Annotated in this window: 13 protein-coding genes; 7 read left to right on the forward strand and 6 right to left on the reverse strand. The window is 37.0% G+C overall.

What is annotated here, in order from left to right; genetic code table 11:
- Nucleotides 1-97 precede the first annotated feature (97 nt).
- The 7 genes from murC (at nt 98) to LKL37_RS14570 (ending at nt 8,949) form a co-directional block, all read left to right on the forward strand.
- On the forward strand, nt 98-1,456 hold the full coding sequence (murC, locus tag LKL37_RS14540) for a UDP-N-acetylmuramate--L-alanine ligase (protein WP_431611249.1): 1,359 nt from the start codon (nt 98-100) through the stop codon (nt 1,454-1,456).
- Between the two features lie 30 nt (nt 1,457-1,486).
- A complete protein-coding gene (locus LKL37_RS14545; protein WP_431611250.1) occupies nt 1,487-2,452 on the forward strand; it encodes a cell division protein FtsQ/DivIB in 966 nt (321 codons plus the stop codon).
- Nucleotides 2,453-2,539: 87 nt separating this feature from the next.
- On the forward strand, nt 2,540-3,925 hold the full coding sequence (gene ftsA / locus LKL37_RS14550; RefSeq protein WP_431611251.1) for a cell division protein FtsA: 1,386 nt from the start codon (nt 2,540-2,542) through the stop codon (nt 3,923-3,925).
- A 91-nt stretch (nt 3,926-4,016) separates the two neighbouring features.
- A complete protein-coding gene (ftsZ, locus tag LKL37_RS14555) occupies nt 4,017-5,927 on the forward strand; it encodes a cell division protein FtsZ (protein WP_431611252.1) in 1,911 nt (636 codons plus the stop codon).
- A gap of 90 nt (nt 5,928-6,017) precedes the next feature.
- A complete protein-coding gene (locus tag LKL37_RS14560) occupies nt 6,018-6,464 on the forward strand; it encodes a GatB/YqeY domain-containing protein (RefSeq protein WP_431611253.1) in 447 nt (148 codons plus the stop codon).
- Between the two features lie 453 nt (nt 6,465-6,917).
- On the forward strand, nt 6,918-7,328 hold the full coding sequence (locus tag LKL37_RS14565; protein ID WP_079243608.1) for a BrxA/BrxB family bacilliredoxin: 411 nt from the start codon (nt 6,918-6,920) through the stop codon (nt 7,326-7,328).
- A 106-nt stretch (nt 7,329-7,434) separates the two neighbouring features.
- Nucleotides 7,435-8,949 (forward strand): GH3 auxin-responsive promoter family protein, encoded by a 1,515-nt coding sequence (locus LKL37_RS14570; protein WP_431611254.1) that lies wholly within the window; start codon nt 7,435-7,437, stop codon nt 8,947-8,949.
- 67 nt (nt 8,950-9,016) lie between these two features.
- Here LKL37_RS14570 and LKL37_RS14575 read toward each other — a convergent pair whose 3' ends face one another.
- From LKL37_RS14575 to mutL, 6 genes are all read right to left on the reverse strand, one after another.
- Nucleotides 9,017-9,460, reverse strand: coding sequence for a hypothetical protein (locus LKL37_RS14575; protein WP_431611255.1), 444 nt, complete (start codon nt 9,458-9,460; stop codon nt 9,017-9,019).
- Between the two features lie 26 nt (nt 9,461-9,486).
- A complete protein-coding gene (locus LKL37_RS14580) occupies nt 9,487-9,849 on the reverse strand; it encodes a hypothetical protein (RefSeq protein ID WP_431611256.1) in 363 nt (120 codons plus the stop codon).
- Between the two features lie 4 nt (nt 9,850-9,853).
- Nucleotides 9,854-10,825, reverse strand: a complete 972-nt coding sequence (locus LKL37_RS14585) for an endonuclease/exonuclease/phosphatase family protein (RefSeq protein ID WP_431611257.1) — start codon at nt 10,823-10,825, stop codon at nt 9,854-9,856.
- A 74-nt stretch (nt 10,826-10,899) separates the two neighbouring features.
- Nucleotides 10,900-11,892: an endonuclease/exonuclease/phosphatase family protein gene (locus LKL37_RS14590; protein WP_431611258.1), complete on the reverse strand. Its 993-nt coding sequence runs from the start codon at nt 11,890-11,892 to the stop codon at nt 10,900-10,902.
- 9 nt (nt 11,893-11,901) lie between these two features.
- Nucleotides 11,902-12,630, reverse strand: coding sequence for a rhomboid family intramembrane serine protease (locus tag LKL37_RS14595; RefSeq protein ID WP_431611259.1), 729 nt, complete (start codon nt 12,628-12,630; stop codon nt 11,902-11,904).
- 5 nt (nt 12,631-12,635) lie between these two features.
- Nucleotides 12,636-14,432, reverse strand: a complete 1,797-nt coding sequence (gene mutL / locus LKL37_RS14600) for a DNA mismatch repair endonuclease MutL (RefSeq protein ID WP_431611260.1) — start codon at nt 14,430-14,432, stop codon at nt 12,636-12,638.
- Between the last annotated feature and the right edge of the window lie 96 nt (nt 14,433-14,528).

Consider the following 14,528-nt stretch of genomic DNA (forward strand, 5'->3'; position numbering starts at 1 on the left):
GCGAATTATTAGTGTTAGTTGATTAAAGCTTTATAATATAAAATATTAGTAATAAAACTCTGAACTGGTTAAAGAGTTATTAAAGATTAAAATATAAATGAACATTTTACAAACATATCAAACTTTTTACTTCGTCGGAATCGGAGGTATCGGAATGAGTGCATTAGCACGCTATTTCAATGCATCCGGTAAAAAAGTATTGGGCTACGACAAAACCAATACAAAGCTTACTCAGAACCTGATGAATGAAGGTATTGATATTGTTTTTGAAGATCTTATTGATGAAAGGATCACTTCCCTTCAGAAAGAAGATACACTGGTTATTTATACTCCAGCGATCAAAACTCTCGGCATCCTTGATTATTTCAACCAAAATCAGTTTGAAATTTTAAAAAGAGCTAAGGTTTTAGGGTTAATTACCGAAAACACAGACTGTATTGCGATTGCAGGAACTCATGGAAAGACAACCACGTCTACCCTTGTGGCCCATTTATGTAAAGAAGCAGACCTTCCTTTCTCATGCTTTTTGGGTGGAATTTCTGAAAACTTTAAATCGAACTTCCTGTACAATGGTTCCAAATATTCTGTAGTAGAGGCAGATGAATATGACAGAAGCTTCCTGAACCTGTCTCCGGACTGGGCAGTAGTAACTTCTACAGATGCTGACCACCTGGATATTTATGGAGATAAGAGCCATATTGAAGAAGGATTCAGGCAGTTTGCGGCTTTGGTTCCTAATGATCAGCAGCTTTTTATAAGAAAAGGACTGGAAATTGGCAGAGGGCATCAAACCTATGCAGTGAATGAGCCGGCAGATTATTATTCAGACAACCTGCGCATGGATCACGATAAAATTTATTTTGACTTCCATACACCAACGGAAACGATTAAGGATTTTGTCTGGGAAATTCCGGGAATCCATAATGTGGAAAATGCTACTGTAGCACTGGCTATTCTGCATAATTTAGGCGCAGATTTTGATACGCTGAAAAAGGCAATTGCCAATTTTAAAGGAATTAAAAGAAGATACACAAAACATATTTATCAAAACGGTAAAATTTATATTGATGACTATGCCCACCACCCTACAGAAATTAATGCTGTAATGGGTTCAATCAAAACATTTTATCCTGATAAAAAACTATTGGTAGCCTTCCAGCCACACCTTTTCAGCAGAACAAGAGACTTTGCAGACGGGTTTGCGGAAAGTTTAAGCAGAGCAGATGAGCTTATTCTTCTTGATATTTATCCTGCAAGAGAACTTCAGGAGAATTTTGAAGGTATTACTTCAAGCTGGCTGCTGGATAAAGTAACATTAGATAAAAAAGAAGTATCAACATTATCCGATGCTTTCGAAAAAATAAAAGAAAAAGATTTTGATATCCTTCTTACTGTAGGTGCAGGAAATATAGATACCCTGTATGATCCTATTTGTGAATGGATAGAGAAAATTTGAGTATAAACGCAATGCTCGCGAAGAAAAAATATGAAAAATAAATACAGAATATTAAAAATTGTTGTCACTGTAATTATCTTAGGATTGTTACTGAGCTTCTCATTGAGAAGATTCAGCCGTGAGCAGATTACGGACAATAAGATTTCTGTAAAAATGAGTGAGAAAACTCCGGTTTATTTTGTTGATGAAAAAGATATCAGGGAGATTGTAAAAAAAGAAAATCCATCTGGAAAAGTAGGTGATCTTAATATTCCTTCTTTAGAAAAAAGAATAAATTCTCTTCCTGCAGTTGACAGTGCTAATGTCTACCTGAACCTGAACGGAAAACTGAATCTGGATATCAAACAGAGAGTTCCTGTATTCAGACTCAATAAAGATGGAAAAGACTTTTATGTAGATGAAAAAGGAATTGAGTTTCCTATTTCAAGGACATATTCACATCCGTGTATGCTGGTAACAGGAAATGTAAAACCTGATGAATATGAAAAACTCGCAGAACTGGTAGAAAAGATTGACAAAGATGATTTCAGCAAGAAATATTTTATCGGAATCTCAAAAACCAAAGACAGCTATAATCTTCTGACAAGCGAGGGAAATTACAGAGTAGAGATCGGAGACCTTGATAATATTGATTTTAAAGTAAGAGGATTTAAAACTTTCGTAGAAAAATACCTGGTATTTCAGGATCCTCAGAAATACAGCATGGTTTCTGTAAAATATCAGAACCAGATTGTCACTACTTTAAACCCTTATTTTAAAGAAAATGATAGTATTTTAAAAGCAGGAAAAATGGAATTGGCAAAAGCCCCTACAATAGCGGCTAAAAAAACAGAGACTAAACCAAAAATAGCGGAAGCGAAAAAAGCAAGTTCCACACCGGCCAAACCGAAAGAGGCTACAAAGACAAAAACACATACAAAGGAAACGAAAAAAACAGAGAAAAAAACAGCTGCCCCGGCTAAACCCAAGCCCAAGGCAAAAGTAAAAATAGAATAAGTCCTTCAGGACATATAATACACAAATAGGATATTATCCTTATAAAGAAAAAAGGAAAAAAGTAGAAAAAATCAAATCGATATAAAAATGGAAAATCAAGAGTATTCAGTAGGTCTGGACATCGGGACAACGAAGATAGTCGCGATTGTCGGAAGAAGGAATGCACACGGGAAGATAGAAGTTCTCGGTGTAGGAAAAGCTAAAAGTCTTGGTGTTCATAAAGGGATTGTGAATAATATTTCACAAACCATCAATTCAATCAAGGCTGCAGTATCCGAAGCACAGTCCAGTGCTGGTGTTCCTATCCGCAAAGTTACGGTAGGTATTGCAGGAAAACACATACGTTCTCTGCAGCACTCCGATTATATTATGCGTGAACACCCTGATAAATTTATTACAGACGATGACATTGAAGCATTAAAAGATCAGGTAAAAAAACTGGTCATGCTTCCTGGAGAAGAAATTATCCACGTACTTCCTCAAGAATATAAAGTGGATTCCGAGGGGGAAATTCAAGAGCCCGTAGGGATGCACGGAAAGCGTTTAGAAGCTAACTTCCATGTTGTAGTAGGCCAAATGGGCAGCATCAGAAACATTGCAAGATGTGTTCGTGAAGCCGGATTAGAAATGGAGGCTCTTACTTTAGAGCCATTAGCCTCTTCAGAAGCTGTTCTTACAAAAGAAGAGAAAGAAGCTGGTGTAGCCATCGTTGACATTGGTGGTGGAACAACAGATATTGCCATATTTAAAGATAATATCATCCGTCATACCTGTGTGATCCCATACGGAGGCGGAATTATTACCGAAGATATCAAAGAGGGATGCTCTATTATCGAGAAACATGCAGAACAGCTTAAAGTAAAGTTTGGTTCGGCTGTTCCCGAATTAGAAAAAGACAGTACTTTTGTAACTATTCCGGGGCTTCACGGAAGACCAGACAAAGAGATTTCTTTAAAAACTTTAGCACAGATCATCAATGCGAGAGTAGAAGAAGTTTTGGAAATGGTCAATACAGAACTGAAGGCTTACGGTGCTTTTGAACAAAAGAAAAAACTGATTGCCGGAATTGTTCTCACAGGTGGTGGTTCAAATTTGAAACACCTTCGCCAGCTGGCCAATTATACCACAGGTTTTGACAGCAGAATCGGTTTTGCGAATGAATATATCGCCAACGATAAAAATCAGTACTTGAAAGGCCCTGAATTTGCTACGTCTATCGGGTTACTGATGGAGAGTTTGAAAATTAGAGACAAAAAGCAGAATGCTGATGAAGAGATAGAAATTATCACTGAACAGCCAAAGCAGGAAACAGCTGTAGCACAGACAGAAACGGTTCAACCTATTCAACAGGCAGCGCCAGTTCAGGAGCAGCACTCTTTTGAAAACGAAAAGCAAGAAAATAGAAAAGCGAAGCTAACCTTCGGGCAGTCGCTTATGGAAAAAGTAAAAAAATTCTTTGAAGAAGTAGAGTAAATTATAAATGATGAATGATAAGCGATAAACGATCTTTTCCTTATCAATTATCATTAATCAATTATCAATTATAATTATTAAAAATATAGTTATGGAAAATATAGGTACACAAGGATTTTCATTTGATTTGCCAAAAGGAAATTCATCCATCATAAAAGTAATCGGTGTAGGGGGCGGTGGAAACAACGCTCTAAAGCACATGTACGAGAAAGGAATTCACGGAGTTGATTTCGTGATTTGTAATACGGATGCTCAAACTTTAGATAATAACCCTGTTGCCAATAAAGTACAGTTGGGAACTACCATTACCGAAGGTCTTGGAGCAGGTGCTGACCCTGAAGTGGGAGAAAAATCAGCGATAGAAAGTATTGAAGACATCAAGGCTGCTATGGGCCAAAACACCAAGATGGTGTTCATCACTGCCGGAATGGGTGGTGGTACCGGTACCGGTGCCGCTCCTGTCATTGCTAAAGTAGCAAAAGACATGGGAATTTTAACGGTAGGTATTGTTACTGTTCCTTTTAGCTTTGAAGGTAAAAGAAGATTAGATCAGGCCGAAAATGGTCTTGACAAACTAAAAAATAATGTTGACTCATTAATTGTTATCAATAACGATAAATTAAGACAACAATTCGGAAACCTTGGATTTAAACAGGGATTCTCAAAAGCTGATGAAGTTCTAGCTAATGCCGCAAAAGGAATGGCAGAAGTTATTACAGGGTACTTTGATGTAAACATTGACTTTAGAGATGCTAAATCTGTACTTCAGAATTCTGGTACAGCGTTAATGTCTACAGGAACTGCTTCAGGTGAAAATAAAGCTGAAGAAGCAGTAAGAAAAGCCCTTGATTCCCCATTATTGAACGATAATAAGATTACAGGTGCTAAGAACGTTCTGTTATTGATCAGAAGTGGTGCTGAAGAAGTTACCATGGATGAAATCGGTATCATCATGGATCATATCCAGAAAGAAGCAGGAAACACTGCTGATATTATCTTCGGGGTGGGTGCAGATGAAGAATTAGGAGATGCTGTAAGTGTTCTTGTTATCGCTACAGGATTCTCTAATGACAATAAAAAGTTTGCGGGTCCTACAGAAAAAATCAGAATCAGCCTTAACGATAGTTTTGAAGCTCCAAAAAACTCTCCTTTCAAAACAAGAGAGGAAAGAGAATCAGCTCCTGAAACAACACACGATTTCGGCGGAAAAAACCTTTTCAGATTAGATGATGAAGACCATGATGCTCCATTCAACACAACGTCTACTGAAAAAAAAATGATTATTGAAGAAGAGCAGCCAAGAACTGAAATAAAATTCTTTGATAAAGAGGAAGATACAGTAAATACTCCTGAACAAAACTGGAGAAATGAAGAAGAAGAGCAGGAATACAGCTTGTTCTCCATAGATGAAGAGAATGAAGATCCGAACGATCTTGAGATCCAGTCTTTCTCATTTGATTTTGAAAATAAAAAAGATGAGCCACAGTCCGGGAATACCTTCAACAACTCTTTTTCTGAAGAAAAACCAGTTGAATTCAGCTTCTTTGTAAACGAACCTGTAAGGAATGAACCTAATACAGGTTTTGGACAGCCAAAAGCAGAATTTAATACCCCTGCAAATGCTGCTGTAGCTGAACCTGCTCAGAAGATTGAAACCTTCTACCAAAAACAGGAAGAACCAAAGGCAGAAACAAAACCTGCTTTTGAAAGCAAAACAGAAATTGAAACTCCAAAAACTGAGGAATCAGAATTCACATTTGTGAACAAAACGATGGACCAGGATAGAGTAATTGAAAGAAGAAATAAATTAAAAGAATTCAATTCCCGCTACCAAAGCTTTGACAGCACTAGCGAGTTTGAATCTATTCCTGCTTTCAAAAGAAAAAATATCTCTATTGACGGAAACAATGCTTCAGATCAGAACATTAACACGTACTTATCTGACAACAACGGATCTATGCAGATCAGAGAAAACAGGTTTTTAAATAAAGACGTAGATTAAATGCTATAAGCAGTACGCAGTAAGCCATAGGCTGTCCCAGCCGGATCAAAAAGCTTACTGCTTATTGCCTAAAGCCTAAAGCATATAAACATGAGTTTAGAAAATACAATAAGCGAAGCCATAAAAACAGCCATGAGAGAAAAAGACAGAGTAGCTCTGGATTCTCTGCGTGCTGTAAAATCTCAGATTCTTCTTTTAAAAACAGAAGCAAGAGGCGCTGAAGTTTCTGCTGAGCAGGAAATTGCCATTCTACAGAGAATGATCAAGCAGCGTAAAGATTCTTTTGAGCAGTTCACGGCTCAGGGCAGACAGGATCTTGCAGAAGTAGAAGAGGCTCAAAGCAAAGTAATTGAGCAGTTTTTACCTCAACAGCTTTCTGCTGAAGAATTAGAAACAGAAATTAAGAACATTATTTCTGAAACCGGAGCTGAGTCTATCAAAGATTTAGGGAAGGTAATGGGAGCTGCCTCAAAAGCATTAGCCGGAAAATCTGACGGAAAAAGTATTTCCGAGATGGCTAAAAAGCTCCTTTCATAATGTGATCCGGATTCCGGGATTTGGGGTAATCTCAATCTCCCGGATGCATGTTTCATTCCATAACTAAGGATATACAACCTTTGCATATCGATTTGATTAGAAGCCCGGAACTTTTCAGTTCCGGGCTTCACTTTCTTTGGATATTAAAGTTTGTTAATCAGTTTGATTCTAAACTGAAAAAAAGAATTAAGATACTACCATATTACAGAAGTATTTAAGTGATTGATTGCTTGAGGGAAAGCTTTAAATGTTTTTTCACGGTCGTTTGTTTTTCAGAATCATTTCAAATTTAATAATAATATTTTATTATTCCTAGTATTAATTCACATTTTTTAGAATATTATTGCAATATTAATATTTGGTTAATTTTTTATGACTAAACAATTGATAGTTTTTATATATTGAACAAAAGCAAAGAATTGCTTAACTTTGTAGAGATAAAAAACAAAATATATGTATCCAACAGATTTGGTAATGCCTATGAAGGCAGAGCTTACAGATAAAGGTTTCCAGGACTTAACAACTCCTACTCAGGTAGAAGATGCTTTGAAGCAGTCCGGAACCACATTATTGGTCATCAATTCAGTATGCGGTTGTGCTGCAGGAGCGGCAAGACCAGGAGTAGTGTACTCTCTGACAGGAGATAAGAAACCTGATCATTTAACAACTGTATTTGCAGGATTTGATACTGAGGCCGTAGTAGAAGCAAGAAAACACCTTGCTCCATTCCCTCCAAGTTCTCCATGTGTAGCACTTTTCAAAGATGGTGAATTAGTTCATATGCTGGAAAGACACCACATTGAAGGAAACCCTGCAGGCGCTATTGCAGCAAACCTTCAGGCTGCATACGATGAGTATTGCTAAGAAAACAAACGCCTAAATATCAAACCGTTACAGAATCTGTAGCGGTTTTTTTATTTAATCACTTAAAAAATTTTCTGAAAATTCAAATATCATTATATTTGTTGGAATGGCAACCAAAGCACTTTTCAACACCGTAGTCAACTGGTTTATCCGACAAAGGATAGATCAGATACAGAATTTCATGGACCATCCTATTGAAACACAGAAAGGTATACTCTTTTCTCAGCTGTTTCATGCCGAGGACACGGAATATGGTAAGCTATACGGATTCAATTCTATATCAAGTTATCAGGATTTTAAAAACAAAGTCCCTATTGTTACCTATGAAGAAATGGAGCCCTATATTGAAAAAGCAAGACAGGGATATAAAGATGTGAGCTGGCCCGGACTTATTAAGCATTTTGCCAAATCATCAGGAACTACCAATGCCAAGAGCAAATTTATCCCGATCTCTGCAGAAAGCCTTGAATACTGCCATATGAAGGCAGGAAAAGATATGGTGTCCATTTATGCCAATAATCATCCCGAGAACCAGCTTTTTAATTATAAAAACTTACGCTTAGGAGGAAGTTCAGAATTATATGCAGATTTTAACACAAAATTTGGTGATTTATCTGCTATTTTAATTGACAATCTTCCCTTTTGGGTAGAAATCACCACCACTCCGAGTAAGAAAGTTTCTTTGATGGGAGAATGGGAAAGCAAGCTGAAAGCAATCACTTCTGAAGTAAAAAATGAAGATGTGGGAAGTATCCTTGGAGTGCCAAGCTGGATGATGGTTCTTCTGCAAAGAGTATTGAAGGAAACCAATATAGGAAGTATTTCAGAGCTATGGCCTAATTTGGAGGTGTTTTTTCACGGCGGAATCAGTTTTAAACCCTATAGGGAACAATTCCGGCAGATCATCGGGAAAAACATCAATTACTACGAAATTTATAATGCTTCTGAAGGCTTCTTCGGTATACAGGACAGATCAGACAGCGATGAAATGCTTCTGATGCTGGATTATGGAATTTTTTACGAATTCATTCCTATGGATCAGTTCCATTTTTCAAACCCTAAAGTAGTAAGCCTGGAAGATGTAGAAACCGGAAAGAATTACGCAATGGTAATCACTACCAACGGCGGACTGTGGAGATATCTTATTGGAGACACGGTGGTCTTTACATCTACCAATCCGTTCAGAATAAAAATAACAGGAAGAACAAAACATTATATCAATGCCTTTGGGGAAGAACTAATGATTACTAATGTGGAATCTGCCCTTTCAAGAGCATGTGAAGCAACCGGAGCGCAGATTACAGATTTTACAGGAGCTCCTGTTTTCATGAAAGGAAACGAAGGCGGTGCTCACGAATGGATTTTTGAGTTCAGCCAGCATCCCGATAATCTGGACAATTTTGTTGATGCTTTTGATAAGCATTTAAAGACCATCAATTCAGATTATGAAGCAAAAAGATACAACAATATAACTTTAAAAAGACCTATTGTTCATATCGCTAAAAATAATCTTTTCTATCACTGGCTGGAAGCTAAAGGCAAGCTTGGTGGGCAAAATAAAGTACCAAGATTAAGCAATGACAGAGAATATATCGATCCATTACTGGAAATGAATAAATAAAAGAGAAATAATCTCTTTACAGCTAGAAATAAAAATCCGTAATTCTAATTGAATTACGGATTTTGTTTTATTTACTTAAATCTTCTTTTACTTTTTTCGCAGCTTCTTCTACTTTTGAAGCTCCTTTTTTGGCAGCATCCTTAGCATCCTTCCCTACTTCCTGGGCTCCGGTTTTAATATCTTTTCCTACTTTATTTGCTTCAGTTTTGATATCTTGTCCTGCTTTGTGTAGATCCTGTTTCGTTTTATCTGCTGTTGCGTCAATTTTATCTTTTGCTTTCTGGGCAGCATTGTCAATCTTATTTCCAGCTTCGTCTACTTTTGCTTTCACATCCTCTTTTGCATTGTTGATCTTTGCAGTATCAACAGCATTTGGGGTGTCTGTAACTGTAACTGTCGTTGTGGTAACTGATCCGTCAGCATTTTCTACCTGCTCTGTTTTTGTTGTTGATTTTGTGCATGCTACAGCGAATACCGAGATCGCTACTGCAGCAAAGATTTGTTTTTTCATATTGTCTATTATTAATGATGTTTGTTTTATTGTGTTTTGGTGTCCGGAGCTGATGATGTTTCAGAAGTTTTTTGTTTCTTTTCTGTTTCAGCTTTTTTCTTCTCCTCTTCCTGTTTTGCTTTGTTTTCTTTTTCCAGCTCTGCCTTTAGCTTATTCTCTTCTTCCTGAAGCTTTTTAGCCTGTTTTACAGAGTCCAGATATTGAGGGGATGACATTCTTATCTTTCGGGCAATATCTACTGAAACAGCTCCTGTGGAAAAGGAATCAATAGCAGCAGTATCATACTTCATTTTAACCTCCTGCTCAACAGCGAATCCCGGAGATTCTTTCTTGGAACAGGCAGTAAAAAGGAGGGTAAAAATAAAAATTGCTGACAGTATATTTTTCATGGAACTAATTTAGCAGAAATTCTGCAATTACAGGATAGTGATCCGATAATTTCACAGACTGATCTACCTTATAGCTTAAAGGAATAATAGATTTCGAAGTAAAGATATAATCAATTCTCAAAGGAACCTTATAATCATGAAAACTGCTTGCACTTCCCTTTCCTGCTACCAAAAAGGCATCCTGAAGGTCTTTTCCAAGATTATAATACTCATAAGAATTGGGAACAGAATTAAAATCTCCCGCTAAAATAACCGGGTAAGGTGATAAATCTACCATTTTTCTAATTCTTTTTACCTGATCTTCATGAGCCTGAAATGTAGGGGTCATGTGAGACAATAATGTCGAAACATTTCCAAAACCAAGCGCATCCAACTTCGTAAACATTGATTTATGAAGTCTGAACGGTTCAAGATAAACATTAATAATTCTGATGACTTTTCCATTGATGTCAATATCCGCGTAGAATGAATTTCCACGGGCTTTTTCATCAATCAGTTCTGCCTGTCTTACAATTTTATGTTTTGTTTTCAGAATAACAGAAGGATATTTTATAAGATCCCTCTTGATAGCGCGGTTGGTATCTTTTTCCTGCACAAGGATGATATCCGCATCTTGTTCCTTAATGTAATTTTTTACTTTATCCCAACCATATTCTCCATATTTCACATTGAATGTCAATACTTTAATATCACGTATTGTTTTTACATTTTCTGTTTTGGGTGAAAAATTGATCCATCGTCTGATCGGATTATAGAAAATAAGAGTACCCAGAGCAAAAGCAATTGCTATTTTTTGTTTTTTAAAGATCCATATGAGGGTAAGAATTACATGCGCCAATATCAGATAGGGAAAACCAAGCGACAGCAAATTAAGATTGCCTAAAAGATTAGGCGGAATCCATGCATTCCCCAGTGTGCACAACAGCAAAACAGCAACGGCGATATGTATAAATAGTAATATCTGATTCAACTTCATGAAAAAAACGGTCTTGGTACGGTTTTCTTTCAACAAAAATCCTACCAAGCAGATAACTTTAACTCTTTTTATGATTATTTGCCCTCCCTGAAAAGTTTTACGATGACAGGATAATGATCTGAAATATGTATAGAACGGTCAACTTCATAAGATATTGCCTTTAATGATTTTGAAGAAAAAACATAGTCAATTCTAATGGGAAATTTATAGTCGTGAAAACTAGTAGCACTTCCTTTTCCAGCTGCTAAAAATGCATCTTCAAGCCCGTCTGACAGATGGTAATATTCGTAAGAATTTGGAACAGAATTAAAGTCTCCGGCAAGGATAACGGGATAGGGCGAATTTTCAACAGACTGTCGAATAAAATTTATCTGCTCCTGATGTTTTTTAAAGGTAGGAATCAGTCTTTTAACTACATCTTTTACCTTTTGCTCATTGGCATCGGTATTTCCGTTAAGTCTTACCATATCTTTATCAAAGCGGAATGGATGAAGGTAAACATCAATAAAACGATACACTCTGCCATTAATTTCTATATCCGCCTGTAGACCGGGAACTCTTATATTTTCATCTTGTGGGTCTATTGCTTTCTGGCTGATGATTTTATATCTGGTTAAAATAGCAAAGCCCCCAGCTGGATTCGTTTTTTGATATCCTTCAAACTCATATGACGCTCCGGAATCTTCCTGTAAAAAAATAACATCTGCATTCTGAGATTTCAGGTAAGCTCCGATCTCTTCTACTCTACCACTATTAGCTCTTGTGTTGAAGGAAACGACTTTTATCTCAGAATCTCCATTTTTAGGAGAAGAATAATTCACCCACCTTTTTACCGGATTGATAAAAGCTAAGCCCATAAACATGAATACAAAAGCTCTTTTTTTCCAGCTGAACACCCAGAATACTGTTAAAATGATATAAGAGATCATAAGTACCGGAAAACCTAAAGAAAGCAGATTAAACCACGGAAAAATCTTAGGTGGAACATAGGCATTCAGTAAAGTCCCCAGCAGCAGAAAAAGAATTCCAAGATGCAGGATGAAAAGTATGAGTCGGAAAATTTTCACAAAATTATTTTAATTGAATCTGTACAAATGCTTTTTCCAAATTCGTGCCAACACCCATCCAACCAAAGCACCACCTACGTGGGCAAGGTGAGCAATACCCCCGCCATTGCCGGAAACACCAAGATATATGGAACCAACAACAATAATAGGCAGCAGATATTTTACTTTAATCGGAACCGGAATAAACATGATTCCGATTTTAGAATCCGGATATAAGGTTGCAAAGGCAGCCACTACTCCGAAAATTGCTCCGGACGCCCCCACCATAGGTGTCGCGACGATACCTTTTAAGCTTTCCAGTAATTCTTTTTGTTTAAGAATGGAACCCGTATTTCCAGCAAATTCAACACTTGCGCCGGACAGATATGCATTTACATTAAACCCCAGCTGTTCCAATTCATGGGAAATTTGTTGAACTTCCACAAAGTTCCATGCATTAAATAGGAAAAATGCTCCAAGACCACTTACAAAATATAAAATCAGATATTTTTTATCTCCTAATGTCTGTTCCAGAATGGGGCCAAAGCTAAAAAGTGTCATCATATTAAATAGAATATGCATAATACTTCCATGCATAAACATGTGAGTAATAACCTGCCATGAATGGAAAAAAGGAGAGAATGGATAAAAACCTGCGAGATAACCAATTACCTGGTTTCCCATAAAGTAGGTAACAATAAATACTATAACATTAATGATAATAATATTTCTTGTGATGGGCGGTATATTGTTAAACATATTTTTTAAAATTTGTTTTTAAAGTCGTTAAACGGAACTTCATAAAAGCATCTTTTGCCGTCCGGTAAAAATTCCGGAAAGCCTAATGCTGTAAAGTCTTTAATAAGTTGTTCCGCATCTTTTTTATAAATAAAGTCAAATCTTGACTTCGACTGCATTTTATTCCATTGATTATGGTAATACTGCAAAAATTCTTCTTCCGTCTTATATTCCAGAATCTCAAAAAGGTTTTCCAAGAACTTCATCGCCTGAGTTTCTTTCAGTCCTTCGGGAAGAGAATCTATTCGAAGTACACTTTCATGAGCAATTTTCATGTCAAACCCTAATTCCGGAAGATATTTTTTTATCGAATTATATTTTGTCTTTTCGATTTCATTCATATGATACTCCAGAGAGAAAAGAAGAGCATGGCTGTTTGTATTTGATTTTCTGGTAGATTTATTACCTTCAGAAACCAATAACCTGTGCATTCTTCCCAAATCCAGCATGAGGGTAACGTCTCCTTTATTGAATAGCCAATAACCATTCGGAAGTCTCATCAGATCTTCGTCAAAGTCTTCATCTTCAAATAAATTGATCTTTGAAGGTTCTGCTGTAATATTCTGATGATACATTTCCGTAAGGTTCTGAATTTCCTCCGGATGTACTACATTTTTCTCCTCCAAAAATGGATTGTAATCTTTATCTACAATGATCTCGGGCATTTTGATAATTCCTCCGCTTCTTCCCCCTCCGTTTCCTTTGCTTGGAATCGGTTTATTCATCATTTCATCCAATTCCGGATCTCTATCAAAATCAAGGCTTGGAGAAACATTATAAATTCCCAAAGATCTTTTAATCGTTGAACGAAGCAAAGCAAAAATAAGATGCTCGTCCTCAAATTTCACCTCTGTTTTCTGCGGATGAATATTCACATCTATTTTCTCCGGATCAAGTTCCAGAAAAAGGAAAAACGAAGGCACATATCCTGGCTGAAGAAGTCCTTCAAAAGCCTCCTGTACTGCTTTATTGAAGTAAGGGCTTCTGAAATATCTTCCATTCACAAAAAGAAACTGCTCACCTCTTGCTTTCTTAGCCCCTTCAGGCTTCGCAACGAAACCATGAAGCTTACACCAGATAATATCTTCTTTAATAGGAATCAAAAGTGGCTGAAGTTTTCTTCCGAAAACATCTACAATACGCTGCATCTGACTTCCTTTTCTCAGTCTGAAAACAGCTTCATCATCATGGAACAGGGAAAACTCCAGATTCTCATGAGCCAGCGCAACACGCTGAAATTCATCGATTACGTGTCTGAATTCAATATTATTATTTTTCAGAAACTTCCTTCTTGCAGGAACGTTATAGAAAAGATTTTTTACTAAAAAATTTGATCCGTCCGCTGTCTGAGCCGGGTCCTGAAACTGGAATACTCCGCCTTCGATATAAATATTGGTTCCGATGGAAGTATCTTTCTGTTTTGTTCTGAGCTCCACCTGGGAAACGGCAGCAATAGAAGCCAGCGCTTCACCACGGAATCCTTTCGTAGCAATCTTAAAGATATCTTCTGTCCCTTTGATTTTGGAGGTAGCATGTCTTTCAAATGCCATGCGGGCATCCGTTTCGGACATTCCTTTTCCGTCATCTACCACCTGAATAAGGTTTTTCCCGGCATCCCTGATGATCAGTTCAATTTTCGTTGCATCTGCATCTATAGCATTTTCCAAAAGTTCCTTCACGATGGATGCAGGCCGCTGCACCACCTCTCCCGCTGCAATTTGGTTTGCTACATGATCCGGTAAAAGCTGAATAATATCTGACATAAAAACGTAAATCAACTTACAAAAATAGTCAATGAAAATGGGAATTAAAATACCAAAACCGTGATTTAATATTTAATTATCAACATTTTTGCCTAT

Origin of the sequence: Chryseobacterium sp. 'Rf worker isolate 10' (genome assembly GCF_050753305.1) — a bacterium.
In the GTDB taxonomy this organism is placed as follows: Bacteria; Bacteroidota; Bacteroidia; order Flavobacteriales; family Weeksellaceae; genus Chryseobacterium.

Bases quoted from the DNA above. Each gene is read 5' to 3' on its own strand.
- murC (WP_431611249.1), top strand. From the start codon at position 98: ATGAACATTTTACAAACATATCAAACTTTTTACTTCGTCGGAATCGGA.
- LKL37_RS14545 (WP_431611250.1), top strand. From the start codon at position 1,487: ATGAAAAATAAATACAGAATATTAAAAATTGTTGTCACTGTAATTATC.
- ftsA (WP_431611251.1), top strand. From the start codon at position 2,540: ATGGAAAATCAAGAGTATTCAGTAGGTCTGGACATCGGGACAACGAAG.
- ftsZ (WP_431611252.1), top strand. From the start codon at position 4,017: ATGGAAAATATAGGTACACAAGGATTTTCATTTGATTTGCCAAAAGGA.
- LKL37_RS14560 (WP_431611253.1), top strand. From the start codon at position 6,018: ATGAGTTTAGAAAATACAATAAGCGAAGCCATAAAAACAGCCATGAGA.
- LKL37_RS14565 (WP_079243608.1), top strand. From the start codon at position 6,918: ATGTATCCAACAGATTTGGTAATGCCTATGAAGGCAGAGCTTACAGAT.
- LKL37_RS14570 (WP_431611254.1), top strand. From the start codon at position 7,435: ATGGCAACCAAAGCACTTTTCAACACCGTAGTCAACTGGTTTATCCGA.
- LKL37_RS14575 (WP_431611255.1), bottom strand. From the start codon at position 9,460: ATGAAAAAACAAATCTTTGCTGCAGTAGCGATCTCGGTATTCGCTGTA.
- LKL37_RS14580 (WP_431611256.1), bottom strand. From the start codon at position 9,849: ATGAAAAATATACTGTCAGCAATTTTTATTTTTACCCTCCTTTTTACT.
- LKL37_RS14585 (WP_431611257.1), bottom strand. From the start codon at position 10,825: ATGAAGTTGAATCAGATATTACTATTTATACATATCGCCGTTGCTGTT.
- LKL37_RS14595 (WP_431611259.1), bottom strand. From the start codon at position 12,630: ATGTTTAACAATATACCGCCCATCACAAGAAATATTATTATCATTAAT.
- mutL (WP_431611260.1), bottom strand. From the start codon at position 14,432: ATGTCAGATATTATTCAGCTTTTACCGGATCATGTAGCAAACCAAATT.